At 51.8% G+C, this 26,808-nt stretch carries 23 protein-coding genes; 9 read left to right on the forward strand and 14 right to left on the reverse strand.

Annotated features, from left to right (window positions below):
* Positions 1–29: 29 nt before the first annotated feature.
* Both tyrA and VPR01S_RS12060 read right to left on the reverse strand, forming a co-directional pair.
* On the reverse strand, positions 30–1,157 hold the full coding sequence (gene tyrA, locus VPR01S_RS12055) for a bifunctional chorismate mutase/prephenate dehydrogenase (protein ID WP_021705613.1): 1,128 nt from the start codon (positions 1,155–1,157) through the stop codon (positions 30–32).
* Between the two features lie 16 nt (positions 1,158–1,173).
* Entirely contained in the window at positions 1,174–2,247 is a 1,074-nt protein-coding gene (locus VPR01S_RS12060; protein ID WP_021705614.1) for a 3-deoxy-7-phosphoheptulonate synthase, read from the reverse strand.
* Between the two features lie 234 nt (positions 2,248–2,481).
* Here VPR01S_RS12060 and VPR01S_RS12065 point away from each other — a divergent pair, with 234 nt between their 5' ends.
* Both VPR01S_RS12065 and btsR read left to right on the forward strand, forming a co-directional pair.
* Positions 2,482–4,158 (forward strand): sensor histidine kinase, encoded by a 1,677-nt coding sequence (locus VPR01S_RS12065; protein ID WP_040902694.1) that lies wholly within the window; start codon positions 2,482–2,484, stop codon positions 4,156–4,158.
* A 9-nt stretch (positions 4,159–4,167) separates the two neighbouring features.
* Positions 4,168–4,884 carry a two-component system response regulator BtsR gene (gene btsR, locus VPR01S_RS12070; RefSeq protein WP_021705616.1) on the forward strand — a complete coding sequence of 239 codons (717 nt, stop codon included), beginning with the start codon at positions 4,168–4,170 and terminating at the stop codon, positions 4,882–4,884.
* Positions 4,885–4,911: 27 nt separating this feature from the next.
* On the opposite strand, the gene nagZ is transcribed toward btsR, so the two are convergent.
* Complete coding sequence (gene nagZ / locus VPR01S_RS12075; RefSeq protein WP_021705617.1) at positions 4,912–5,898, reverse strand: beta-N-acetylhexosaminidase; 987 nt, start codon at positions 5,896–5,898, stop codon at positions 4,912–4,914.
* Between the two features lie 10 nt (positions 5,899–5,908).
* A complete protein-coding gene (locus VPR01S_RS12080; protein ID WP_021705618.1) occupies positions 5,909–6,757 on the reverse strand; it encodes a MurR/RpiR family transcriptional regulator in 849 nt (282 codons plus the stop codon).
* Between the two features lie 215 nt (positions 6,758–6,972).
* Between VPR01S_RS12080 and VPR01S_RS12085 the strand changes: the two genes are divergently transcribed.
* From VPR01S_RS12085 to murQ, 4 genes are read left to right on the forward strand one after another with little or no spacing between them, the layout of a single operon-like run.
* Positions 6,973–8,571 carry a sodium:solute symporter gene (locus VPR01S_RS12085; protein WP_021705619.1) on the forward strand — a complete coding sequence of 533 codons (1,599 nt, stop codon included), beginning with the start codon at positions 6,973–6,975 and terminating at the stop codon, positions 8,569–8,571.
* On the forward strand, positions 8,568–9,449 hold the full coding sequence (locus tag VPR01S_RS12090) for a glucosamine kinase nucleotide-binding domain-containing protein (RefSeq protein WP_021705620.1): 882 nt from the start codon (positions 8,568–8,570) through the stop codon (positions 9,447–9,449). The genes VPR01S_RS12085 and VPR01S_RS12090 overlap by 4 nt, the downstream gene beginning before the upstream one ends.
* On the forward strand, positions 9,439–10,545 hold the full coding sequence (locus VPR01S_RS12095) for an anhydro-N-acetylmuramic acid kinase (RefSeq protein WP_021705621.1): 1,107 nt from the start codon (positions 9,439–9,441) through the stop codon (positions 10,543–10,545). The genes VPR01S_RS12090 and VPR01S_RS12095 overlap by 11 nt, the downstream gene beginning before the upstream one ends.
* 21 nt (positions 10,546–10,566) lie before the next feature.
* The gene (gene murQ / locus VPR01S_RS12100; protein WP_021705622.1) at positions 10,567–11,496 is read left to right on the forward strand and encodes an N-acetylmuramic acid 6-phosphate etherase; all 930 of its coding nucleotides are present in this window, start codon (positions 10,567–10,569) and stop codon (positions 11,494–11,496) included.
* Here the strand turns inward: murQ and VPR01S_RS12105 are convergent.
* Both VPR01S_RS12105 and VPR01S_RS12110 read right to left on the reverse strand, forming a co-directional pair.
* Positions 11,493–13,289, reverse strand: a complete 1,797-nt coding sequence (locus VPR01S_RS12105; RefSeq protein WP_021705623.1) for a cation:proton antiporter — start codon at positions 13,287–13,289, stop codon at positions 11,493–11,495. The two genes, murQ and VPR01S_RS12105, sit on opposite strands and share 4 nt — an antisense overlap.
* Before the next feature lie 21 nt (positions 13,290–13,310).
* On the reverse strand, positions 13,311–13,667 hold the full coding sequence (locus VPR01S_RS12110) for a DUF2799 domain-containing protein (protein WP_021705624.1): 357 nt from the start codon (positions 13,665–13,667) through the stop codon (positions 13,311–13,313).
* Between the two features lie 268 nt (positions 13,668–13,935).
* Between VPR01S_RS12110 and VPR01S_RS12115 the strand changes: the two genes are divergently transcribed.
* Positions 13,936–15,420, forward strand: coding sequence for a carbon starvation CstA family protein (locus VPR01S_RS12115; RefSeq protein ID WP_021705625.1), 1,485 nt, complete (start codon positions 13,936–13,938; stop codon positions 15,418–15,420).
* A 223-nt stretch (positions 15,421–15,643) separates the two neighbouring features.
* On the opposite strand, the gene ispH is transcribed toward VPR01S_RS12115, so the two are convergent.
* From ispH to murJ, 6 genes are all read right to left on the reverse strand, one after another.
* Complete coding sequence (gene ispH, locus VPR01S_RS12120; protein WP_021705626.1) at positions 15,644–16,606, reverse strand: 4-hydroxy-3-methylbut-2-enyl diphosphate reductase; 963 nt, start codon at positions 16,604–16,606, stop codon at positions 15,644–15,646.
* A gap of 22 nt (positions 16,607–16,628) precedes the next feature.
* Positions 16,629–17,060, reverse strand: a complete 432-nt coding sequence (gene fkpB, locus VPR01S_RS12125; protein ID WP_021705627.1) for an FKBP-type peptidyl-prolyl cis-trans isomerase — start codon at positions 17,058–17,060, stop codon at positions 16,629–16,631.
* Positions 17,061–17,182: 122 nt separating this feature from the next.
* Positions 17,183–17,692 carry a signal peptidase II gene (gene lspA / locus VPR01S_RS12130; protein ID WP_021705628.1) on the reverse strand — a complete coding sequence of 170 codons (510 nt, stop codon included), beginning with the start codon at positions 17,690–17,692 and terminating at the stop codon, positions 17,183–17,185.
* A gap of 46 nt (positions 17,693–17,738) precedes the next feature.
* Positions 17,739–20,585 carry an isoleucine--tRNA ligase gene (gene ileS / locus VPR01S_RS12135; RefSeq protein ID WP_021705629.1) on the reverse strand — a complete coding sequence of 949 codons (2,847 nt, stop codon included), beginning with the start codon at positions 20,583–20,585 and terminating at the stop codon, positions 17,739–17,741.
* 64 nt (positions 20,586–20,649) lie between these two features.
* Complete coding sequence (gene ribF / locus VPR01S_RS12140; protein ID WP_021705630.1) at positions 20,650–21,585, reverse strand: bifunctional riboflavin kinase/FAD synthetase; 936 nt, start codon at positions 21,583–21,585, stop codon at positions 20,650–20,652.
* 71 nt (positions 21,586–21,656) lie between these two features.
* Entirely contained in the window at positions 21,657–23,219 is a 1,563-nt protein-coding gene (gene murJ, locus VPR01S_RS12145) for a murein biosynthesis integral membrane protein MurJ (RefSeq protein WP_021705631.1), read from the reverse strand.
* A gap of 261 nt (positions 23,220–23,480) precedes the next feature.
* On the opposite strand from murJ, the gene rpsT reads away from it, so the two are divergent.
* Entirely contained in the window at positions 23,481–23,741 is a 261-nt protein-coding gene (gene rpsT, locus VPR01S_RS12150; RefSeq protein ID WP_021705632.1) for a 30S ribosomal protein S20, read from the forward strand.
* Positions 23,742–23,833: 92 nt separating this feature from the next.
* Here the strand turns inward: rpsT and VPR01S_RS12155 are convergent, their stop codons facing one another.
* Positions 23,834–24,142: an ArsR/SmtB family transcription factor gene (locus VPR01S_RS12155; protein WP_021705633.1), complete on the reverse strand. Its 309-nt coding sequence runs from the start codon at positions 24,140–24,142 to the stop codon at positions 23,834–23,836.
* A gap of 129 nt (positions 24,143–24,271) precedes the next feature.
* Positions 24,272–25,162, reverse strand: a complete 891-nt coding sequence (gene nhaR, locus VPR01S_RS12160) for a transcriptional activator NhaR (protein WP_021705634.1) — start codon at positions 25,160–25,162, stop codon at positions 24,272–24,274.
* 405 nt (positions 25,163–25,567) lie between these two features.
* Between nhaR and VPR01S_RS12165 the strand changes: the two genes are divergently transcribed.
* On the forward strand, positions 25,568–26,716 hold the full coding sequence (locus VPR01S_RS12165) for a Na/Pi symporter (protein ID WP_021705635.1): 1,149 nt from the start codon (positions 25,568–25,570) through the stop codon (positions 26,714–26,716).
* The last annotated feature ends 92 nt before the right edge of the window (positions 26,717–26,808 follow it).

Consider the following 26,808-nt stretch of genomic DNA (forward strand, 5'->3'; position numbering starts at 1 on the left):
TGCTCTTTTTGTACCACATCTACGCAGTTTTAGCCGCGATGGATGGAATCATTGGCCTGCTTGAGCAAGTTCTGACTCTCTCGCATAAACTGTTGTGAGTACGGGCCAAACCACTCACTGACTTGATTAAAACTGGTCACAAACGCCTGTTTGTCATGCCCTTCCAGGATGTGCAGCGCTTCACCAAAGCAGCGATGGAAGCGTTTGATCATCTCAATATTCTCGTCTGAAGACAGAATAATGTCTCCGTACAGATTGGGATCCTGAGCGAACAGTCGACCGACCATCGCCAGTTCAAGGCGATAAATGGGTGAGCTGAGCTGAACCAGTTTGTCCAGATCGGGATTCTCACGGCTCAGATGCAGACCGTAAGCAAACGACGTAAAGTGACGTAACGCCTGAATCAGGGTCATCCCATGGTCATGTTCACCGGCATCGATCGGGCATAAACTCGCCCCCCAGATAGAGAACTGTTGCAGCAGCCATTGATATTGCTCGCTGCCACGCCCGTTGCAGTAGATGATCACCTGTTTTGCCAGACTCGGTACGTCGGGGCCAAACATTGGATGCAACCCGACAACCGGTCCGGAGTGTACGTGAAGCATTGACTGCAATGGCTTGGATTTAATTGACGTCAGGTCACACAGGATGCAGTCGTGTGGCAAATGGCCTAAACGTTCGATCACCCCCTGCGTCAGGTGAATCGGTACCGTCACCACAACCAACCCAGCGTCCGCGAGCAGTTCATCGGCCTGCTCCCAATCTTTGCTGCCCAAGATTTTTACCGTATAGCCGGACAGACGGAACATCCGGGCGAACAAGCCCCCCAGTTGACCGTGACCTCCGATAATCACCACAGAACGCAACTCTGGATTAAGGCACTTGAAACCCGAATCTTTCTCACTGGCGTAGGATTCGCGCATCGTCCGGCGCAGAATGTCTTCAATTAACTGCGGCGGAACGCCGATTTTTTCAGCCTCTTCACGGCGAGAAGCCAGCATCGCCGCTTCGCGATCCGGGGCATAAATCGGCAGGCCGTGCTGACTTTTCACCTCTCCGACTTTTTCTACCAGTGACAAGCGCTCGGCCAGCAAATTGAGTATCTGTTTATCGACACTGTCAATCTGCTCGCGCAGTTCATTCAGTTCTACAGCCATCCAACTTTCCTTTCACTTAACCTTTGAGACGGTTTTCCAAAAACGGCACCAGCTCTTCATGAGCATGACGCAATAGTGCCTCAGTTGCCCCCCAATTGATACAGGCGTCGGTGATCGACACACCGTACTCCATCTCACTTGGTGCAAGATCAGATGACTGGTTACCTTCGTTGATATGGCTCTCTAACATCAGGCCAATGACCGACGTGTTACCTTCACGAATCTGATGGATCACATCTTCTGCCACCAGCGGCTGACGACGGTAGTCCTTGCGCGAGTTAGCATGGCTGCAGTCCACCATCAGAGACGCTTCCAACCCTAACTTGCTCATTTCCTGCTCACACTCAGCAACGGAGACCGAATCGTAGTTGGTCTGCTTGCCGCCACGCAGAATCACATGACCATTCGGGTTACCTTGTGTGGTCAGCAAAGCCACCTGGCCTTCCCGGTTGATCCCCATAAAACGGTGGCTGGAAGAAGCCGCCTGCATCGCATTGATAGCGGTAGCCAGGCTGCCGTCCGTGCCGTTTTTAAACCCGATGGGCATCGATAAGCCACTGGCCATTTCACGGTGAGTCTGAGACTCCGTTGTGCGGGCACCGATGGCAGCCCAACTGAAGGTGTCGGCCAAGTACTGCGGACTGATAGGATCGAGGGCTTCCGTCGCTAACGGGATTTCCATCTCAGCCAGTTCCACCAACAATTGACGCCCAACATGCAAACCATGTTCAATGTCAAAACTGCCATCTAGGTGTGGATCGTTGATCAACCCTTTCCAGCCGACTGTGGTACGCGGTTTTTCAAAGTACACACGCATCACGATATACAATTGATCATTGAGCTGTTCAGACAGGGCTTTCAGACGTTTGGCGTAATCTTTGGCGGCGTCGATATCGTGAATAGAGCAAGGACCACATACCACGAGCAGGCGGTGATCTTTTTTATGGATAATGTTGGCAATGGTCTGACGGGACTCTTGAATAAAGCGACGAGCCTTATCACTCAAGGGCAGCTTTGCCTTGAGTTCATCCGGTGTGATCAGCACCTGCTCTTCCATAATATTAATGTTGCTCAATTCACTTTTTTGCATCTTAACACCTGTATATTTAAATTTACACCAAACGTAACATTGAGCTCATAAACTCAACAAAACTTACCTTATCAGACTAAAAACAGAATGCAATCGTAAAGTAATAAAAACATTTAATGTAAATCATTATTTACATTGCAATGTATTAACTCTTTAATCAAAAAACACGGACAGAGCGTATTTTCTTGGTATCAACTTACCTAAAATATGCGGAAAACCCCGATGGAACTGACTATGGACCTTATTCTCTCGCTGCTGCAACAGATGTGTGTTTATCTGGTATTGGCGTACATGCTAAGTAAAACCCCCATCTTCCTGCCGCTTTTAAACATCTCCAGCAGATTAAGTCACAAACTCAGTGTTTATGTTCTATTTTCGCTGTTCTGTATTATGGGGACTTACTTCGGTTTGCAGATCAATGATGCGATTGCCAATACCCGAGCCATCGGTGCCGTGATGGGCGGACTGTTTGGCGGGCCGGTGGTCGGGTTTCTGGTTGGCTTTACCGGTGGCATGCACCGCTACTCACTGGGTGGCTTTACTGATCTCGCCTGTGCCATATCCACCACAGCAGAGGGCCTGATTGGTGGTTTGTTGCATACTTATCTGCTGCGCAGAGGCAAAACGGCTTCGCTGTTTAACCCCAGTGTGGTGTTTTCCATCACTCTGGTGGCAGAAATCGTCCAGATGCTGATCATTTTATTGGTTGCTAAACCGTTTGATCAGGCTTATGTGCTGGTGTCGGCGATTGCGGCCCCCATGATCATCGCCAACTCGGTCGGGGCCGCGCTGTTTATGAGCATACTGCAGGATCGCAAAACCATCTTTGAAGAATACTCCGCCACGTTTTCCCGCCGGGCACTCAATATTGCGGATCGATCTGTGGGCATTCTGGCGTCTGGGTTTAACACCCGCAATGCGGAAAAAATCGCCCGGATCGTGTACGAAGAAACCAACGTGGGCGCCGTATCGATCACCGATGAAGAGAAAATTCTGGCCTTTGTCGGGATTGGCGATGATCACCACAAACCGAACACGCCGATCTCATCGCAAAGCACGCTCGACTCGATTGCACAGAACGACATCATTTACCTCGACGGTAAAGACAGCCCCTATCAGTGCTCTTTATCGAAAGACTGCAAGTTGGGCTCTGCGCTGATCATCCCACTGCGCGCCGGGGATCGAGTGATTGGCACGATCAAACTCTATGAACCAAAGCGTAAATTGTTTTCGACCATCAATATGTCGATGGCTGAAGGCATCGCACAAATGCTCTCCAGTCAGATCCTCTATGGTGAATATCAGCAAAAGCAGCTGTTGTTGTCTCAGGCGGAAATCAAGCTGCTGCATGCCCAAGTCAATCCGCACTTCCTGTTCAATGCCCTCAATACCATCAGTGCTATCACTCGTCGGGATCCTGAGAAAGCGCGCGCTCTGATCCAGCATTTATCGCAGTTTTTTCGCAGCAACCTCAAACAGAACATCGAGACCGTGACCCTCAAAGAGGAACTGGCGCACGTCAACGCCTACCTGACGATCGAAACCGCGCGCTTCTCCGACCGCTTAGAGGTCGAGATCAACATCAACGACTCGCTTCTGGAACGAAATCTGCCAAGCTTTACATTGCAGCCATTGGTGGAGAATGCAATCAAACACGGTACGTCGCAATTACTTGAAGACGGGCACATTCGCATATACTCTCAGCCGCTGCCGGACGGAGATCGGATCGTGGTGGAAGACAATGCGGGGCTGTATACACCACCGCAGGAGGCACACACCGGGCTCGGCATGCAAATTGTGGACAAGCGGCTGACCAATAAATTTGGCCGTCTCGCCGCGTTGCAGATCGATGTTGCTGCGAACCAATACACCAGAATGAGTTTTATTATTCCACATCAGGGAACGTACTAAGGTAGTCACATGCTTTCAGCACTTGTCATTGACGACGAACTCTTCGCGCGTGAAGAGCTGAGCGAACTGCTCGAAGAAACCGGCCAGATAGAGGTGATGGATCAGGCCAGTAACGCCATTGAAGGTCTTAAGAAAATCAACCAGCTCAAACCCGATGTGGTCTTTCTGGATATTCAGATGCCCCAGATCACCGGCATCGAACTGTTGGGCATGCTCGACCCGGACACCATGCCTAAAGTGGTGTTTGTGACGGCCTACGATCAGTACGCAGTTCAGGCATTTGAAGACAATGCGTTTGATTATCTGCTCAAACCGGTCGATACCGAGCGATTGAAGAAAACCATCAAACGCCTGGTCAAAAGTCAGCGTCCCAACCAGGATATCTCGATTCTGGCGCCCTCTTCGCTCGCTCAGGTGCCGTGCTTCGGCCACAATCGCATTGTGATCATTCCGACTCAGGATGTAGAGTGTGCCTTCAGCGACATCAGCGGTGTGCAAATCCAGACGCATGAACAAACGGCCACCAGCCAGCTGACACTCAAAGTGCTGGAGGAGAAAACGCCACTGGTGCGCTGTCATCGCCAGTATCTGATTAATATCAAGGCGATCAAAGAAATCAAACTGCTGGAGAACGGGCTGGCGGAAATTGTCACGCTGAGCGAACATAAAGTGCCGGTCAGCCGGCGTTATCTGAAAAACCTTAAAGAGATGTTAGGGTTTCACTGAACAGAGCCGCCAAAGCGGCTCAGAGGATCAGACATCCAGCATACGCTGCATCGCTTGTGAGGCTTGCTGCCATTGCTGCGAACCACGTAATTCCTGCAGTGAATAGCTGGCTTTTTTAAGCAAAGGTACTGCGGCAGGCACATCCATAATGGGCAGATTGTCGAGCACTTCGACCTGCGCATCACGCTGATTGCACACCAGCACCATGTCACACCCGGCAACCAGTGCCTGATGCGCTCTGGCAGCCGGACCGCCCATGACCGCCGCTCCTTCCATCGTCAGATCGTCGGAAAAAATCAGGCCTTTAAAACCAAGTTGCTGGCGCAAAACCTGCTTAAGCCAGTATTCCGAGCCACTGGCGGGCTGCGCATCGTAGTGCGGATAAATCACATGCGCTGGCATCATCGCATCCAATATGCCAGCATCAATCTGCGCTTTAAAAATACGCATGTCATTGGTGAACAGATCGTCGCGTTCATCAAACGGGGTTTCCAAATGCGAATCAGCAATCACGCCGCCATGCCCCGGAAAATGTTTTCCTGTGGTTGCCATGCCCGCCGACTTCATGCCGTGCATAAACGCATGACTGAAACGCACAATGGTATCCACATCGTCGCCAAATGCGCGGTTGCCGATTGCCTTACAATCATGCCCTTTGTCCAGCACAGGCGCAAAACTCAGGTCAATGTCATGGGCAATCAACTCAGCGGCCATCAACCAACCCGCCTGACGGGCAAGATTTTCACCTTCATCGTGCAACGCATACTGCTGCGCGGGCGGGATCAGTGAAAAGCCGTCACGAAAGCGCTGCACCCGTCCACCTTCCTGATCCACGCCAATCAGGATGGACCGGCCAGCCGCCTGCCGCATCGCTTTAGTCAGCGCTTGTAATTGTTGATTGTCGTGATAGTTGCGGGCAAATAGAATGACCCCGCCCACCGTCGGGTGTTGAAGAATTTCACGATCTTCTGCGGTCAGTTCACAACCTTCCACATCGAGCCATAATGGTCCCATACTTGTTCCTTTATTGTTTGAGTGTTGCCACAGCGGACTTACTTTGTTCTATCAACTGATCAGCCTGTTCTTCCTGCTGCGTCAGCGCAATAAACAGCAGATCGGTCACCAGCAACTGACTGTCACGCGCCGTGATGGATGAACTGCGGATCTGCTCCTCATCGGCCGCGCTGACCAGTTTTATGTCACAGAGCTTATCCAGCGGTGTTGGCGCCAGTTGGGTAACACCAATCACTTTCGCTCCGCGGCTGCGTGCTAGCTGAGCAATTTTCAGCACTTCCTGACTGCGGCCAGAGTACGACAAAGCGATCAACACGTCTGCCTCAGTCAGAGCCGCGGCGTTGGCAATTTGAATATGCGCATCCGGCTCTGTATGCACCGCGTGGCCAATTTTCATCAACTTGTAGGCCAGATCTTTGGCCACCAGCGACGAAGCCCCAACCCCGGCGATCTGGATTTTGTTCGCCAGATGCAGATACCCCGCAGCGTGGGTCAGGTGCTGGCCCTCATTGAGCAACACGGTGCGCTCAAGAGACAGCTGTTTACTGCTAAGCAGCTTGGCCATCACCTGCTCCGGCGGATCATTACGACTGATACTGCCGTGAATTATTTTGCGGGATACGGGCCGATAGGTAAGCGCATTTTCGTACAACTTGAGTTTCATTTCAGAGAACCCTTGATACCCTAACTTCTGACTGAATTTGACGATGGTCGACTGGCTGACACCAATCTCCCTCGCCAGCTCAGGCGAAGACGACTGTTTCACCTGCTGAGGGTGATCCAACAGATAGTGCGCGATCCGGCTGTCTGATGGCGACAATTTGGGCAGCAGGGCAGTGAGTTTGGCGAGTCCGTTCATCTGCGCGTTCTCCATCGTAGATATCAGCTTAACCTAAGAATAACTATTCCTTGTATTAGCCATGTCAGGAATAGTTTATGCTCAAAACTGAGAGCGTGCTCATACAACCTGCCCGGTAACGATTCCGCCGCGGAATAGCTTTTGCGGATTGGCAAGACCCGCGCCATGCTGAACAGATGCCGGACTTGTCGTCCATTCATCGCTATGGAGCTGCTATGAATTCCTTGTTTACTTCGCTGGACTGGATGGTCTTTGCGATCTACTTTGCCATCATCGCCTACACGGGCTGGTATTTCAGCCGCGTCAAGATAACCTCAACCAAAGACTATTTCTTAGGCGGCAACGCGATGCCAATGTGGGTCGTCGCGGTTTCAGTGCTGGCCACCTCACAATCTGCCGCTACATTTCTCGGCGGCCCGGAATCAAGTTACCGCGGCAATCTGACCTATCTGGCGACCAACATCGGAGCCGTGATTGGTGCCTTGTTTGTCGCCTGGGTTTTGATCCCCCGCTTTTATCAGAGCAAAGTATCCACCGTGTATGAACTTCTGCAGGTGCGTTTCGGCGAGAAGACCAAACGCCGCGCAGGCAGCATGTATCTGATCGGACGGGTCTTTGCCTCAGGCTCACGACTTTATATGGCAGCCATTGCGGTATCGATGATCCTGTTTACCAATATCGAGCCACAGAGTGTGATCACTTCGGTGATGATTTTGGTGGTAGTCGGATTGGCGTACACCTACATGGGTGGTATTCGCTCGGTGATCTGGAGTGATCTGATCCAGCTGATCGTGTATGTCGGCGCAGCCCTGGCAGTGATCGTCTACCTGCTGAGCCAGATCCCGGCAGACTTGGGCCAAATCATTCAGGCGTTGGAATCCCCGGGAAATGATCAGTTATCCAAACTGACGTTTCTGGATTTTCGTCTTGATTTCAGTCCAGCCGGCACCTTCAGTTTTTGGGCGTGTATCACTGGCTTTGTCCTGCTCAATATCGGCGCATTTGGTCTGGATCAGGACATGACCCAACGCGTCCTGACCTGTAAAGATGCCAAACAAGGCTCTCAGGCGATGATCAACTCCATTTTGTACGCCATTCCTGTGGTACTGATCTTCATGTCGATCGGCTTGTTATTGTATATCTTCTACCAACGTCCGGATCTGATGGGCATGGCCAGCAAGAACGTGGTACAAAGCTTCAATGGCGAGAAAGTCACTATTTTCATGTACTACGTGTTAAACGAAATGCCTGCCGGACTGCGTGGTCTGGTAACTGTCGGGGTGGTCGCTGCGGCACTGTCGACCCTCAACTCTGGCCTCAACTCAATGTCATCGGTTGCCATTCAGGATCTGTATAGGCCATGGAAAGAAGCTCGTCATGGTCAGCAAAGTGAGATGCACTATGTAAAAGCTGGCCGGGTGGGCATGGCCGTGGCCGCCGCCGCACTCGGCAGCATGGGGATTTTATGCTACTACTGGCAGCAATACACCGACATGCCCCTGTTGTCTTTCGCTTTGAGCGTCATGGTGTTTGCCTACACTGGCCTATTGGGGGTCTATTTTACGGCTCTGTTTACCCAGCGCGGCAATCAGGCGTCGGTTGGCTGGGCATTATTGGCAGGGTTTACCACCACTCTGTTGCTCCAGGCTTACGTCTGGGACAGTATGATGGCTATCGTCTATCCACAGTGGGTGGGCATTCGCCTCGCTTTCCCTTACCAGTTATGTGTCGGAACGCTGGTTTCCCTGCTGGTGTGTCTGAGCGGTAAAGCACAGCCCCAAGAGCATAGCCAGATGCAGGCGGCACGCTCATGATCTGCCATCTTCTGGCCGTGGACGGCGGCGGCAGCAAAACCGCTCTGCGTCTGTCTGCATTAACAGAATCCGGCCCCATCCCGATCAGCGAGCATACCCTCGGGCCGTCCTCCCTGACGCAACAGGGCGAACACGCTTACGCGCTGCTGAGTGAGGCGATCACTCAGCAACTGACCAGCCATCAGTTGAACCCCGCGCAGTGCGCTGTCGCCATTGGAGTGGCCGGCAGCGGCAATCCACACCTCAAAGCCGGGCTAGAGCAGGCATTATCGTTCTGCCCGCACCTTAAGATCACCTCCGATGCCCATATTTCGCTGCTGGGTGCCAATCGGGGCGAACCGGTCAACTGCCTGGCCATTGGTACCGGGAGCGTTGCTACCCGGCTGGAGGCCAATGGGGATATCACACTGCTTGGCGGCTGGGGCTTCCCCATTGGTGATCAGGGCGGCGGTGCCTGGTTGGGGATGCAGGCCGTCCGGGCACTGATCCGCAGCTATGAAAACAATGAATCCAATCCGCTGACTCTGACGCTGGCGACCTCACTCGGCAGCCAGCGCGCTGCCATTCTAACCTGGCTCAAACAGGCTGACGCCTGCGCTTATGCGGCTCTGGCACCGTTGGTGCTGAGCCATGCGCAGCAAGGGTGCAGCGTCAGTTGTGATATTCTTCAGCGGGGCGGACAGCATAATGAGCAGCTTGTGAAAGATTGCTGCAAAAATAATGACTTAGCTATCGTTTTTCTCGGTAGTCTGGGACAATACTATCAATCACGCCTTTCACTACCGTGGCAGGCACGCTGCATCATAGCGCAAGGCGATGCACTCGACGGTGCCACACGGTTGGCGCATCAACTGGCAGGAGAACACCATGACTCGTGAACTTTATATCGGCGTAATGTCCGGTACCAGCCTCGACGGTGTCGACACCGCTCTGGTGGCCATCGAAAATCAAGACATTGAACTGCTGGCGTACGACGAATACGCGATGCCGGACGCTCTCAAACAGCGCCTGCTTAACGTGTGTATCGGTCAGTCCACCAATCTGGTGGAAATCGGCGAACTGGATCACCTGCTCGGTCATCTGTTTGCGGATGCCGTCAATGCTTTACTGGACAAATCCGGTTACGAGGCGGCGCAAATCCGCGCGATCGGTAACCACGGACAGACAGTATTCCATCAACCGTCCGGTACCGCGCCATTCACCATGCAGCTCGGTGATGCCAATATTGTCGCCACGCAAACCGCCATTGATACCGTGGCCGATTTTCGCCGCAAAGACATGGCGCTGGGCGGCCAGGGCGCACCTTTAGTACCCGCTTTTCACCAGACAATTTTCCACTCCTCCGACTCCAGCGTGGTGGTACTCAATATTGGCGGCGTGGCAAACATCTCTGTTCTTCGTCCAGGCGAACACGTTCTGGGCTACGACACCGGTCCGGGCAACCTGCTGCTGGATGCCTGGTGTCAACAGCACAACGGATTCAAGTATGATCAGGATGCCCGTCTGGCGCGCCAGGGAGACGTAGTGCCAGCGTTGCTGGCGCGACTACTGCAAGAGCCTTATCTGACTCAGCCGTACCCGAAAAGCACCGGACGTGAACTGTTTAATCTGCCGTGGTTAATGCCGCAGTTGCAAGACGTTGAGCTAAGTGCCGCCGATGTGCAGCGCACTCTGTGCGAATACACCGCCCAAACCATCGCCAACGAAGTCGGCGCGTTTCACTCCGGCCCTGCGCCAGAGCTGTTGGTGTGTGGCGGTGGAGCACGCAACCCGCTGCTGATGGAGCGTCTGGCCGCTTTATTGCCAGACTGGACCGTGGCTCAGACCAGTGACCGCGGGATCGACAGCGACTACATGGAAGCCATGGCCTTTGCCTGGCTGGCACAACGCCGTATCCATAACCTGCCAAGCAATTTGCCTGAAGTGACCGGAGCCAGTAAGCTGGCGTCGCTGGGCGTTCTTTATTTTGCTTAGCCGTCAATCATAAGGAATATCATGACTAACGATGCATTACTTGCAGCGCTGTCTCATTTGGTGTCAGAGGGGCGTAACCCGGACACCATGGACATCGATCTGCTGCCTTCACTTGAAATCGTTAAACGCCTTAATCAACAGGACAAACTGGTCCCGCTGGCGGTAGAAAAAGTGCTGCCGGAGATCGCCGACGCGGTGGATTGTATTACCCAAGCTTTTCAACACGGCGGCCGGCTGGTGTACATCGGAGCGGGAACCAGCGGTCGACTTGGCGTGCTGGACGCGTCGGAATGCCCACCTACCTTTGGCGTGTCAGATCAGATGGTACTGGGCCTGATTGCAGGAGGACCGGAAGCGATCCTGAAAGCCAAAGAGGGGGCTGAAGATTCCCCACAGTTGGGGATGGAAGATTTGCAGCGCATCCGTTTTAGCGAACAGGATGTGCTGGTGGGTATCGCCGCCAGTGGCCGGACCCCCTACGTAATTGGTGCACTTGAATACGCCAATCAGCTCGGCGCAACCACAGTCGCACTCTCATGCAATCCAGACTCGACGATTGCCCATCTGGCCAACATTGCCATCAGCCCGGTGGTCGGTCCGGAAGCCCTGACCGGCTCTACCCGACTCAAATCCGGGACGGCGCAAAAGCTGGTTCTGAACATGCTGACAACCGCCTCTATGATCCGCTTGGGGAAAAGCTATCAAAACTTGATGGTGGATGTGAAAGCGACCAACAAAAAGCTGGTCGCCCGTGCCGCTCGTATCGTCATGCAGGCCACCGATTGCGATTATGCTGAAGCACGGTCACTGCTGGCGCGCAGCGACAATAACGCCAAAGTAGCCATACTGATGCAACTGACAGGCATGGATTACCAGCAAGCCAAAGCGAAACTCGACAGCAATCAGGGATTTCTGCGCAAAGCGGTTGATCACGACAACGAGAGCCGTTAACGGCTCTCGTTGGATTTAATGATCGACACTACCGTGTGCCCTGACTGCGGCCAGAATTCAGCAGGTTTACTGCATATGGTAATCCGATCTTTTTCGCCCACAGAAAACAGCGGCAGTACAAAGCTTTCTTTGTGATGTGACAGATAGTCCTGATAGCTAAAACTGTCACTCAGTTTGGTGTGCTTGATCTCACCGCCCTGATTAAGCAGACTGGCGAGTTTTTTGTAACTCACCTCTCCGCCCAGAAATGACATACCGCGAAACTCTTCGGCAACGTAGTGCTTGTCGTGGTTACCATTGCCATTATTGTCCTGCAGACAATAGACTTTCTGATCACCGAATTCACTCACCAACTGCATACACGCCATGGCGTTGAAATGGCGATCCGGGCTCAGCGCCAGCACTTGACCGATGCCGATCAGATCCAGGTATTCCTCAGCATGGCTGGAAATCGGATTGCCGTAATAACATTCCAGTCCCAACATACGGCTCTGGCGAATGTAATCCCAGTTTGAGTCTGTCAGCAGAACACGTCGATCGTATTTGGCCAACGCCAGACCTATTTTACGTGCCACTTCGTTGGCACCAACCAACATAAAACCTTTCGGAGCAGGCTCCGCCACACCGAGAGCGATGGCCACCGGACGGGCAGTCGCACTTTGCAGCACCACCGTACCGATGATCACCATAAACGTCAGCGGCACCAGCAACGCAGCTTCCGCCATACCATACTCGACCAGCTTGATTGCAAACAGTGATGAAATGGATGCCGCCACTATGCCACGCGGAGCGACCCAGGAGAGAAACAGCTTTTCTCTCACGGCCAGATTACTGCGCAGCGTAGAGAGAAATATCGACGCGGGTCTTGCGACCAATTGCATGAAAGCAAACAACAGCAGAGCACCTGCGCCAAGCGCGGTAAACTCATCAATACTGATACGTGCCGCGAGGAAAATAAACAGACCCGTGATCAGCAAGATAGTCAAATGCTCTTTAAAGTGTAGAATATGCTGAATATTGACGTCTCTGGCATTGGCCAGCCACATGCCCATCACTGTCACCGTCAGTAGTCCGGCTTCAGACTCTATTGCATTCGACAGAGTGAACACCCCCAGCACCACACTCAGTACCGCGAACGGCTGAAGATATTCCGGCAGCATACCACGACGTAGTATGTGTGCCATCAGTGCCCCGACCCCCGTACCGAGTATCACCCCCACTGCAATGATCGCGGCAAACACTTCCAGGCTGTGCATCTGGCTGTTGGAGACAATGAATTCATACACCATCACCACGAATAACGCCCCTAACGGGTCGATCAAAATGCCTTCCCAACGCAGAATGTTGGCCAGCTTGCTGGTCGGGCGCACGGTACGCAATAACGGCACGATCACCGTTGGGCCCGTGACGACCGTTAAGCTGCCAAACAACAACGCCAGTGGCCAGTCAAAATCCAGCAGATGGTGAGCGGCCACACTGGTTAGCCCCCAGGAAATCAAGGCTCCCAGGGTAACGATGCTCCAGACCGAACGGCTGACGCCACGGATCTCCTTGAAATTCAGTGTTAAGCTGCCTTCAAACAAAATCACCGCCACCGCGAGAGAAATGAGCGGAAACAGCAGATCACCGAGCAGATGATCCGGGTCCAACACGCCGCTAACCGGACCGACCACAATCCCTGCGAGCAACAAAAACAAAATCGCCGGCAATCTCAACCGCCATGCCAGCCACTGACAACCGAGCCCAACCACACCGACAGCGGCAAACATCAGCGCAGAACTTTCCATTTGCATAGTGAACTTATCCCGTCCGATTTAGTAGTCGGAATTGTTGGTACTGTAGTCATTCCAGCCACGCTGCCATTCCATTCGGAATTTCTGTGCGCTTTTGGTGCCTTCACAAACGCCGCTGTAATACTGTCCGGACAAGCCTATCTGATAGGCAAAGTTCGGATTGCAGTACTCCTCCAGCCCTTCGCTGTAACCGAGGTTGTAATCCGCCTGATTGGCCGCGCCATACTTGGAGAGCTCTTTGTAATTGCGCTGCTCCGCCCCTTTCACGCCATCCTGATAACCGATTTGATGCCAATTACCCTGCTGCGCCAGGTCTGCGGTACTGCTGGCACAGCCTGCCAGGATTGCCACTGCGCTCAATATTATGATTGTTTTCATTTTTGTTCCTTTATAACAATGCGTGTACTACCCACCAACATGCCACTAACGACATACTTTTGCTACCCAATTGTAGACTATCCGGCTTCGCCGGGAGAGCAGCACTCCTCTTGCACCACAACCGTTCACTCCGCACCAAAACCGCTCAATGTCATTGGCTACCACTCACATCAGGATACGACCACTCAAGGTAAAAGCGGATGTTTCTCGACTCCTTGCGACGTAATATCCAGGCTGAGCTTAATCAATTAATCAAGGGACAATTGCTATGTTGTGGTTCTTAACCTGTGTCGCAGCCCTCATCGGCGGATACTTTATTTACGGCGCTTTCGTCGAGAAAATATTTGGTATTAATGAACAGCGCCAAACACCGGCACACACCAAAACCGACGGGGTCGATTACGTACCGATGTCAACCAAGAAAGTGTACCTAGTGCAGTTGCTGAACATTGCGGGTGTGGGTCCGATTTTTGGCCCAATTATGGGAGCGCTTTACGGCCCTGCCGCTATGCTGTGGATCGTGATCGGCTGTATCTTCGCAGGCGCGGTACACGACTACTTCTCCGGCATGCTGTCCGTGCGCAATGGTGGAGCATCGGTTCCGAGTATTACCGGACGTTATTTGGGCAATGGCGCGAAACATTTTATGAACATTTTTGCCATTGTTCTGCTGTTGCTGGTTGGGGTGGTGTTTGTCTCCGCACCTGCTGGCATGATCACCAATCTGATTAACGATCAGACCAGCCTCAACGTCAGCATGACAACCATGGTGGTGATCATCTTCGCGTACTACATCATTGCAACCATTGTCCCTGTCGATAAAATCATTGGCCGCTTTTATCCACTGTTCGGGGCGCTGCTGATTTTCATGTCTGTCGGCCTGATGACGGCCGTTGCCGTCTCCAGTGAACACACGGTGATGGGCGATTTCCAGGTCAGTGATATGTTCTCTAACCTGAACCCGAACGACATGCCATTGTGGCCTGCCCTGTTCATCACCATCGCCTGTGGTGCGATCTCTGGTTTCCATGCCACACAATCGCCGCTGATGGCACGCTGCATGGAAAACGAAAAGAACGGCCGTTTTGTCTTTTATGGCGCGATGATCGGCGAAGGCGTTATTGCCCTGATTTGGTGTGCAATCGCCCTGTCGTTCTTCGGCTCACTGGATGCGCTGTCGGAAGCGGTGAAAAACGGCGGACCAGGCAATGTCGTGTACAGCTCTTCTTTCGGTCTGTTGGGTGTCTTTGGTGGTGTGATTGCCTTCCTGGGTGTTGTTATCCTGCCCATCACCTCTGGTGACACAGCGTTCCGCTCAAGCCGCCTGATTCTGGCTGAGTACTTCAATATGGAGCAGAAAACACTACGCAATCGTCTGCTGATGGCAGTGCCTCTGTTCGTGATCGGCGGCGTACTGACTCAAGTCGATTTCGGTATCATCTGGCGTTACTTCGGTTTTGCCAACCAAACCACGGCCGTTATGATGTTGTGGACCGCATCCGCTTACCTGCTGCGCCACAATAAGTTGCACTGGATCACAACCGTGCCAGCGGTCTTCATGACCAGCGTCTGTGTGACCTTCATCCTCAACAGCAGCACGCTCGGCTTCGGTCTGCCAATGCAGCTGTCGACCATCGTGGGTGTAGTATTCTCGCTGGCGGCCATGGTCTACGTGATCAAGACGTCAAAAGGCAAAGGTGAAATGGCCCTGAGCGACGAAGAAAAACCTCAGGCAGTGGCGGAGACCGCCTGACCTTGTAACGATTTAGCTTAAACGTCAAAGAGCTCCTTCGGGAGCTCTTTTTGTTTTCACAAGACCACTATGACTCTGCTTGTGCGAGTGACAGCAGCCTCAGTACCCAAAGCCCACCAGAACAAGATGCTTTGCTGTGGCAACGCATCCAGCCCTAACCAAACACTCTGCGCGAGATAGAAAAAAGGCGACCATCAGGTCGCCTCATTGTTCCATCACCAGGTTAGTCAACCTGCTTGATTTGCAGCTCTTTCGGCACTTCAAAGAACATGTTTTCTTCGCGCCCCAGCACTTCCTCGACAGACTCGGCGCCAAGTTCGCGGATTCGATTGAGGATCTGGTTAACCAGCTCTTCCGGCGCCGACGCCCCGGCAGTCACACCGATCTTCTGTTTGCCCTCAAACCATTGTGGCTGAATGTCTTCCGGACAGTCAGTCAGATACCCCGGCGTGCCGAGTTTCTCAGCCAGCTCTTTCAATCGGGTGGAGTTGGACGAATTCTTGGAGCCCACTACCACCATCACATCCACCGTTTCCGCCAGCTCACGCACAGCATCCTGACGGTTCTGAGTCGCGTAACAAATATCATCTTTCCGCGGCCCCTGAATGTGTGGAAATACCCGACGTAGCTCTTCAATCACATCGGCAGTTTCATCCACCGACAACGTTGTCTGGCTGACATAGTGAAGATTATCCGGGTGCTTTACTTTGCTCTGCAACGCCGCGACATCAGCCGGCTTTTCCACCAGATACATGCCACCGCTATCGCTGGCGTACTGCCCCATGGTCCCTTCCACTTCCGGGTGACCCGCGTGGCCAATCAGCACCACTTCCATATTCTTGCGGCTGGCGCGCGCCACCTCCATATGCACTTTCGTGACCAGTGGGCATGTGGCATCAAACACCGTCAAAGCACGGGCTTTCGCTTCCTGACGGACTGCCTGCGAGACTCCATGAGCAGAAAAAATCACGATGTTGTCGTCCGGCACTTCATGCAGCTCTTCGACAAACACCGCACCGCGACGTTTCAGGCCTTCGACCACAAACCGGTTGTGCACTACTTCATGGCGGACGTAAATCGGCGGTTGATACATTTCCAGCGCACGTTCAACAATGCTGATGGCGCGATCAACACCGGCACAGAAACCACGTGGGTTTGCTAACAGTATTTTCATTTCATTGCTCATGGGAGTTCTTCTGTCTGGGGCGTTATTCTACTGACAAAATCTCAACTTCAAAAGTCACATCTTGTCCGGCCAGAGGATGATTGAAGTCCACGGTCACGGAATCCCCTGCGATCTCGGTAATGATCCCCGGAATTTCCATCCCATCCGGACCGCTGAACGCCATGACGGTGCCAACTTCCACTTCAGCGTCACCGACAAAACGGGCGCGATCCATATGATGGATGTTGTCCGGGTTTGGCATACCAAATGCGTCGGCGGCTTTCAGTTCAATGGCTTTCTGCTCATTCGGTGCCATACCCAGCAGACATTGTTCAAAATTATCACTCAGACTGCCGTCACCAATCACCAGCTTGGCTGGCTTGCCCATGTTGTGCGTGCTGTCGGCCACCGAGCCATCGCTGAGTTTAATCGTAAAATGCAGGGTCACTGCTGAATTGTGGGTAATCGTAGTCACGTCAGGGCTTCCTTGATAATTGACGGGCATCGCCCGCGAGTTGACTCTGTGTCGAGCCTTTATAGTAAAAAGCGCCTCCCGAATCAACGGATGGCGCTTAGGGTTATTCAGTTGCTGGCGGTTCAGCCTTTGGCCTTGTCTTTACTGCGAAAGCTGTCGACAATGATCATCGCCGCGCCAATACAAATGGCCATGTCTGCCAGATTGAATGCCGGCCAGTGATGATTTCCCCAAAAAAAGTCCAGATAATCCACCACGAAACCATGCACCACTCGGTCAAACACGTTGCCAACCGCGCCACCAATGATCAGCGCATACGCGATGTTGTTCCACTTCTCTTGTGCGGGTAACTTGCTCATCCAGTAAGAGAGCATGGCCGTGACTGCAAAAGCAATCCCCGTAAACAACCAACGTTGCCATCCCGCCTGATCACTCAGGAAACTGAACGCGGCACCGTAGTTGTGGACGTACAACAGGTTGAAGAACGGCAGGATCTCTATGCGGTTTTCCCAACCGTAACCCATGCTGTTCATCACCACCAGCTTGATGCCGATGTCGGCAACAAACACCAGCAAAGCCAGCCACAGCCAGCGAATACCAGATTGTTTTAAAGTTAGCGTCTGTTCACTCATTCATCATTCCTGTTATCACGGCCACCGCAGCGGCCGTGAAATCAAATTAAGCGAATCGACGAACTTCGCCTTCACCGTCGACGTTAGACACACAGCGACCACAAATGGTTTCGTGACCAACAATGGTGCCAACATCCGGAGTGTGATGCCAACAGCGGTCGCACTTCTCAGCGTCAATCGCGGCAACTTCAACGAACAAGCCATCCAGTTCAGTGGCATGCGCCGCTTGACCTTTTTCGCTCACTGGCTTAACCACTGCCTCAGAGGTTAGCAACACAAAACGCAGCTCATCTTGCAGTTTGTTGATTTTCGCCGCCAGCGCGTCGTCAGCGTACAGCGTGACTGACGCCTGCAACGCACCACCAATGATTTTTTCGTTACGTGCGGCTTCCAATTGCTTATTGACGGCATTACGCACCGACTGAATTTCAGCCCAGAATTCGTTGTTCAGCTCTTCGCCTTCAGCCAGACCGAACAGACCATCGAACCATTCCCCCGTGAAGACAAACTTGTCACGTTGACCCGGCATTTCGTTCCAGATCTCGTCCGCTGTGAACGACATGATTGGCGCCATCCAGCGAACCAAAGCTTCAACGATGTAGTACAGTGCGGTCTGACAGCTGCGCTGCGCGTGGCCACCACGTTTCGCGGTGTACTGACGATCTTTGATCACGTCCAGGTAGAACGAGCCCATTTCAATTGAACAGAACTGCATCAAACGCTGCGTGACGGCGTGCGTGTTGTATTCACCGTACGCTTTCACGATCTCTTCTTGCGCGGCGAGTGCACGACCAACCGCCCAGCGATCCAGTGCCACCATTTCGTCAGCCGGAACCAGATCCGTTTCTGGGTTGAAACCGTTGAGGTTTGCCAGGAAGAAACGGGCGGTGTTACGGATGCGACGGTACGCATCGGCGCTGCGTTTCAGAATTTCATCCGATACGGCGACTTCGCCAGTGTAATCGGTTGATGCCACCCACAGGCGCAGAATGTCGGCACCCAGCTTGTTGGTCACATCTTTAGGTGCCACAACGTTACCGATCGACTTCGACATCTTACGGCCTTGACCGTCAACCACGAAACCGTGTGTCAGTACTTGTTTGTATGGCGCTTCGCCTTTCATCGCGATCGATGAGATCAGTGAAGACTGGAACCAACCGCGGTGTTGGTCAGACCCTTCCAGGTACAGATCTGCACTGTGGCCGTGGTATTCTTCACGAGCATCAACCACTGAGAAGTGGGTCACACCCGAGTCAAACCAGACGTCGAGTGTATCCAGTACTTTCTCGTAATTCGCTGCATCTTCTTCGCCCAGCAGTTCCGCCGCATCGACATCCCACCAAGCCTGAATGCCTTTTTGCTCAACCAGTTGAGCCACTTTTTCAATCAGCTCAGAGGTGTTGGGGTGAAGTTCTGCGGTTTCTTTATGCACAAACAGTGCAATCGGCACACCCCAGGTGCGCTGACGAGAGATACACCACTCAGGGCGACCTTCGATCATGCCTTCAATACGGCTTTGACCCCATTCTGGCATCCACTGAACACCTTTGATGGATTCAAGTGCTTTTGCACGCAGGCCAGCCTGGTCCATAGACACGAACCATTGTGGGGTTGCGCGGAAAATGATTGGCGTTTTATGACGCCAGCAGTGCGGGTAGCTGTGCTCGTAAGCGTGGTGATGCAGCAGCGCACCTTTCTCTTTGAGCGTTTCCACAACCGCATCATTGGCTTTAAACACATGTTGACCAGCAAATAGCTCTGTATCTGGCAAGTAAACGCCGTTGGAACCTACCGGGTTCGCGACTTCCAGACCGTATTTTTGACCAACCGCGAAGTCTTCCTGGCCGTGGCCAGGTGCCGTGTGAACCACACCCGTACCAGAATCTGTTGTCACGTGATCGCCAAGAATCGCAGGCACAGTAAAGTCGTAGAACGGATGCTGGTACTGAGTCAACTCCAGATCCGCGCCTTTCGCAAAGCCCAGATTGTGGAAGTGCTCGATGCCGGCACGATCCATCACGTCTTTCGCCAGCTCAGAAGCGACGATAATACGCTCAGGTTGACGTTCAGACGCATCGTCACCCTCAACTTGGATCAACACGTATTCCAGATCGTCACGCAGACACACCGCGCGGTTCGCTGGCAGTGTCCAAGGTGTGGTGGTCCAGATAACGATAGAAATATCGCCGTGACCTTCGTGGCCTTCGCTTAATGCAAATTTAGACAACAACGCCGCTTCGTCTGCCGCTTTAAAGCGCACATCAATCGAAGGAGAGACTTTGTCTTTGTACTCGACTTCTGCTTCTGCCAATGCAGAGCCACAGTCGGTACACCAGTGAACCGGTTTGAAGCCTTTCAACAGGTGACCTTGGTCAGCAATCTTACCCAATGCACGGATGATGTTCGCTTCCGTGTCGAAGTCCATGGTGCGGTAAGGCTTGTCCCACTCACCCATGATACCAAGGCGCTTAAAGCTCTCTTTCTGACCTTCAACCTGACCCGCAGCGTAGTCACGGCATTTTTCGCGAAACTCCGCCGCGGTAACTTTTTGACCTGGCTTACCAACCTTTTTTTCTACCATCAGTTCGATAGGCAGACCGTGGCAGTCCCAGCCAGGAATGTAAGGTGCGTCAAAACCTGAAAGTGTTTTGGATTTAATAATAATGTCTTTAAGAATCTTGTTCAGTGCGTGGCCAATATGAATATCACCGTTGGCGTATGGAGGGCCATCGTGTAATACAAAAGATTTTTTGCCTTTTTTCGCTTTACGGATTTCGCCGTAAAGGTCTTCTTGATACCAACGCTTCAGCATTTCTGGCTCGCGGTTGGCCAGATTGCCGCGCATCGGAAACCCTGTTTCAGGTAAGTTCAGGGTATCTTTATACTCACTCATCGATTCTTAATTCCGTTATGTTGGGCGATAGTTAGACATTATGTTAGACGGTGGACTAAACCGTTTAACGCTTAAGCCGACGCAGCCACACCCTTGCTGCCTCAGCATCCAATTCAATTTGTTGTTTGAGCGCATCAAACGACTCAAATTTATGCTCGTCTCGGAGCTTATGTAACAGTGCGACTTCCAGCTGTTTGCCGTACAAATTGCCGTGAAAGTCAAACAAATGCACTTCAAGTTGTTGGCGAATGCCATTGACCGTCGGGCGCTGGCCGATATTCGCGACGCCGCCAACCGGCGTGTCCTGTAAACCGTATGCTTCAACGACATACACACCGGAAACCGGTGACACGCAACGCTTGAGCGGGATATTGGCGGTTGGGAAACCTATGGTTCTGCCCAATTTTCGGCCGTGTGACACCCGCCCACTGATGCTGTACTGACGCCCCAGCATGTTACTGGCGGCAACCAGATCATCACTAGCCAGCGCTTCACGAATCGCGGTGCTGCTGACACGTTGTTGCTGCAAACAGAAACTCTGGGTACTGACGACTTCAAAGCCGTATTCCCGGCCGGCTTGTTGCAACATGGCAAAGTTGCCCGTGCGCCCTTTGCCGAAGCAAAAATCATCGCCAACCACCAGAAACTTAACACCCAATTTTGCGACCAACAAGTCACGAATGAACTGTTCCGCACTCAGGTTGGCAAAGTGCACATTAAAGTTCACACACAGCAGTCTGTTGATATTGAGTTTCCCGAGCTGCACAAACTTATCGCGCAGGCGAGTCAGACGGGCCGGCGCTTTGTCTTTCGCGAACAGCTCCATCGGTTGAGGTTCAAACGTCATCACCACTGAAGGTAAGTCCAGTGCTTTCGCCTGCTCAGAAACCTGGCTCAACACTTGTTGATGCCCGAGGTGCACACCATCAAAGTTGCCGATGGTCAGAACACAGCCATGATGACTTGCTTTGATGTTATGAATACCGCGGATTAATTCCATGGAAATACGCTGAAACCTTGCAATTCTCAATTATCAATGTGTGAAACTGACGGATTATATACTAATCCATCTTAATCTGTCGCTGCTTTTAAGTCTTTTAGGCGAATCCCCATGATAAACAGACTAATGAGATATACCAAGGCACCAAGGCCAATCAGCATCGCCAACATCAGCGCCCGGTACGACCCACTCCAGCTCAGCCACACCGACATGTCTTTATCTGCCCACAGGATTGCTGCGACCATCAGTGCGCCACCGACAATCAGACGCGCCACGAAAGAGATGGTCTGGCGAGTTACCTGATACACCCCCTGCAAATGCAGACCGCGGTACAACAGCGCCATATTGACAAATGCCGACAAGGCCGTGGCTATCGCCAGACCGACATAACCGTACATCCAGGCAAAAATCGCGTTGAATACCATATTGGTCACCATAGCAATGATGCCGTATTTGACCGGCGTTCTGGTGTCCTGGCGCGAGTAATATCCCGGGGCCAGCACTTTGATCAGCATAAAGTTCAACAGGCCAGACGCATACGCCAGCAGAGACAGCGACGCCTGATGCACATCGTGAGGACTGAACTCCCCGCGCATAAACAGTACCATTAACATCGGTTTGGCCAACACCATCAACCCCAACATGGCGGGAATCCCCAACAGAGTGACCATACGCACCCCCCAGTCCATAGTGTGAGCAAAGCCTTCGCCTTGGGCGTCGACGTGTTTACGCGACAGCGCCGGCAAAATCACCGTGGCAATTGCAATACCAAACAACCCGAGCGGAAACTCCAGCAACCGGTCAGAATAATACAGCCAGCTGATTGAACCGGTTTGCAGAAAACTGGCAATAAAGGTGTCAAACAACAGGTTGATCTGGCTGACGGAAACCCCGAACAACGCGGGGATCATCAGCGTCCGGATCTTTACGACCCCCGGGTCACGCCAGCCCCATTTCGGCTTGACCATCACCCCGGCCTTAATCAGAAACGGGATCTGAAACAGAAACTGAACCAGACCACCGAGAAACACCCCGATCGCCAAACCAATCTCCGGCTGAGTCATCTGCGGTGAAATAAACCAGGCCGAAAAGATGATCATCACATTGAGAAACACCGGCGTAAAAGAAGAGACGGCGAATTTTCCCATGGTGTTGAGGATGGCACCGGACAGGGCCACAAACGTAATGAACCATAAATAAGGAAAGGTCAGTTTGAGCATCAAGGTGGCGAGTTCAAACTTTTCTGCCGACGGACCACCATTCAGCCAGTCCCAGAACCACCCCGCCGCAAACACCGCAGTGACGGCTCCGGAAAACAGAATACCCAGCAGGGTAACTACGGTGACAATCACCCCGAGCGTCCCGGCAGCGCGAGCAACCAGCTCACGCGTTTTGTCCATATCCCCCTGAGCATGCGATTCGGTTAAGACCGGAACAAACGCCTGAGAGAATGCGCCTTCGGCAAACAGGCGACGTAAAAAATTGGGGATCTTATTGGCCAGAAAGAAGACATCAGCCCCAGCCCCTGCGCCCATCAAGTTGGCGACTACCACGTCCCGGACTAATCCCAGGACACGCGAAACCAAAGTCATGGCACTGACGATCAGGCCAGACTTAAGAAGACGTTTACTCACTTTAACCTCTGTCGAAGCAGCTAAAAATCCGATTATCTACCTCGCCGGGAAAGGAATGTCAGCGTAAGAGCAGATAAGTATTAGCATTGGTATAAAAATACTGTTAGAATCCACGCCATCTTAACCGCGAAGACCTTTTCTTACCAAAATTTGTTTGGTTTCGAGTGGTTTTTGCACAAATCATTTGACAATTAAGTGCTAATGAGGGATATTCCCTGCCCTTAAATTGTCACCGAACTAAAGTTTTTGGGAGTTAGACCCTTGGCAAATAGTAAATCTGCTAAGAAGCGCGCTATCCAGGCTGAGAAACGTCGCCAGCACAATGCTAGCCGTCGTTCAATGATGCGCACTTACATGAAGAAAACTGTTGCTGCTATCGAAGCAGGCGACAAAGCTGCTGCAACTGAAGCATTTGCTGCAGTTACACCAATCCTAGACCGCATGGCGACTAAAGGCCTTATTCACAAGAATAAAGCTGCACGTCATAAGTCTCGCTTCTCTGCTGCAATCAAAGCTCTGTAATAGAACTCTGATAACACAGTGAAGAAAAAAACCGGCTGCATGGCCGGTTTTTTTATACCTGAATTTTACCTTAAAAAGTAAAAAGCGATGGCTTACGCCATCGCCGCTTCCTTGCAATACAGCTGATGCAGTAAATGAATCATGGCTTTCACCTCATCACTGCTCAGCGTGTAGTAAACCGTTTGAGCCTCTTTGCGTGTATGCACCAGACCGTCTCGTCGCAGCCACGCCAGATGCTGGGATAATGCCGACTGGCTCAATTCAAGTTTACTGCACAATTCTCCAACCGATAGCTCCTGATTATGCAGCATGCACAAGATCTGCAGCCGACGCTCATTAGCCATGGCCTTAAGCAACACCACCGCTTTAGCCGAGTTTTTTTCCATTTCTTGTAGGTTCATAGGCGGGATCCCTTGGAACAACTGTACATCTCAGACTTCACAAGTTTAACCTAGTCAGTCAAGCGAATTTATAAAAATTTACAATATCAGCGGAGATAGTAATCGATTTGTTCACAAGAATAAAATTAATCATTCAAACAAATTGCTAAAATCCGCGTCACAAACGTTTTTTACTGCCGGATGTTGGATCATCCTCTCGGCAAAAATGACATAATATTCTTCTCTGAGCTCCTCGATGTGTCCGATCAACTGAAGCGGCAGATCATCCCCCACTTCTGACACATATAAAGAAGGCGCAAGAAAAATCACATCATGGTGATAACGGGCAAAGGCTTTCATTAATGCCGCATCATCGAATTCACCCAAGATGTTGGGCTGAATGCCCTGACGATCAAACCACTGTAGTACTTTACGCCCCATCGCCGTGCGACTTCCAGGGATCAGCAGTTTACGCTGCTCAAGCACCGCAGGAAATCTGACCTTATCCAGATTGCCAGAGCAGAAAAAGCTCATCTTACTCTCACCCAGCTTTTTACTGTACAGCCCCGGGCTCTGACCGGAATCCACCGGACAGTCGGATAAAATCATGTCTAATTTATGTTGCGACAGTTGTTCAAGTAACATTTCGTGGGTCGACTCAAAACAACGTAAATGAATGCTGTTGTCTGCTGGTACAGTCGTCATCAGAATCTTACTCACCAATCGCTTTGACAACGCATCCGCCACACCAACATCGAACAGGATGTTTGAACGCTGGCTGTAATTGACAATATCCAGCATCTCATAGCTAAGGCCAAACATTCGGTCTGCGTATTTGAACACCAGTTGACCCAACTCGGTAGGCTCGACACTGCGCCCATTACGCTTAGTCAGTTTGCCATCCATCCGTTCTTCCAACGCTTTGATTTGCCCAGTGACAGTTTGCGGCGTCAGAAACAAAGCTTCCGCCGCCTTAGTGACTGAGCCTTGTTTGCATACCATCCAAAAGTAATAAAGGTGGTTGTAGTTGAGGTGAGACATGCCTGTATTCCATCAAGGTCGTCGAGCTTTGTTTATAGCAAATGTATTTTGTGACCACAATAAATCGTTAAAACCGAATTATTAGAGAAAAAATCATAATTATTCCGAACAGTACAACCAGCAATATGACAGCAATGCCGTACCCGTGTCACAAAACGCTTTACATAACACCTACAGGTACGAAAAATCTGCGCCAAAATTCGTCACAAAACAAGTTATAAACATTATATAAATCAGAAAGATAAATAACTACTGATAATTTTATTCACCAACAAGGGTTCAAGCGCTCAAAAACACATCAGTTTCAATATAACTGTCATATTAATGAAACATTCGCTCTCTACTATCGCCCACAGTTTCAACAACCGACCTCAGTTCTATCCATACAGGTCCACGGAGAAAAAAATGATGAACCAAGCTACTACTGCAGCGTCACCGATTTCGGGTACGACTCGCTGGTTACGCTGGGCTAACTTGGCATTCATGCTTTATCTGCTGTTACTGGCAGTATCTATGGTAGGCAGCGGTTTCAAATGGGCGACGGGCGATCAAGCCAAAGTGCTGTTTGAATTTGCCTCTCATCCAGTTGCCGGGTTGATGATCGGCCTGGTGGCGACGGCGTTAATCCAATCCTCCAGTACGGTCACCTCGATCATTGTGGGCCTAGTGGCTGGCGGACTTCCGGTCGAAACCGCCATTCCTATGGTCATGGGCGCCAATATTGGCACCACGGTCACCAACACTCTGGTCAGCCTGGGCCACGTTCGCTGTAAAGAAGAATTCAAACGCGCGTTTGCAAGTGCCACTATCCACGACTTTTTCAACTTGCTTGCAGTACTGATCTTCCTGCCTCTGGAAATGATGTTTGGCATTCTGGAAAAAATTTCCCATTGGCTGGTGTCGCCACTACTGGCTACCGGTGACATGAGCCTGAAAGGCTTCAACTTCATCAAACCGATCACCAAACCTGTGGTCAGCGCGATCAAAGGCCCGTTGTCAACTTTCGGCGATACGATTGGCGGTGTGCTGTTGATTGTCCTCGGTATTGCCACTATCTTTTTGGCTATCACGGTAATGGGCAAACTAATGAAGAGTCTGATGGTTGGCCGCGCTCGTGACATTCTGAAAAACGCCATTGGCCGTGGCCCGATCCACGGTATCGTATCTGGCTCTATAGTCACGGTTTTGGTGCAGTCTTCTTCTACCACTACCAGCCTGATGGTGCCACTGGTTGGGACTGGCGTCCTGAAAGTGCGTGACGTGTACCCATTTACCCTTGGGGCAAACATCGGTACTTGCATTACCGCGTTATTGGCGGCAACAGCAGTTACGGGTGAGTTCGCGGTCTTCGCCCTGCAAATTGCTCTGGTTCACCTGACCTTCAACATACTGGCAACCCTGCTGATCTTCGGTATTCCGTTCCTGCGTGAACTGCCACTGAAAGGTGCCGATATGATCTCCGAAATGGCGATCAAAAACAAAGCAGTTGTTGCAGGCTACCTGTTATCGGTTTTCCTGATTCTTCCAGGCACCATTCTGGCGTTATCCGCTTAATCAACACCATCGCTTATTGTGACAGGCCCCAATACTGGGGCCTTTTTTGTCTCAGTCAAGCTTATTTATGACGGTACATTTGACGAACAAAA

Origin of the sequence: Vibrio proteolyticus NBRC 13287, from assembly GCF_000467125.1 — a bacterium.
GTDB lineage: Bacteria > Pseudomonadota > Gammaproteobacteria > Enterobacterales > Vibrionaceae > Vibrio > Vibrio proteolyticus.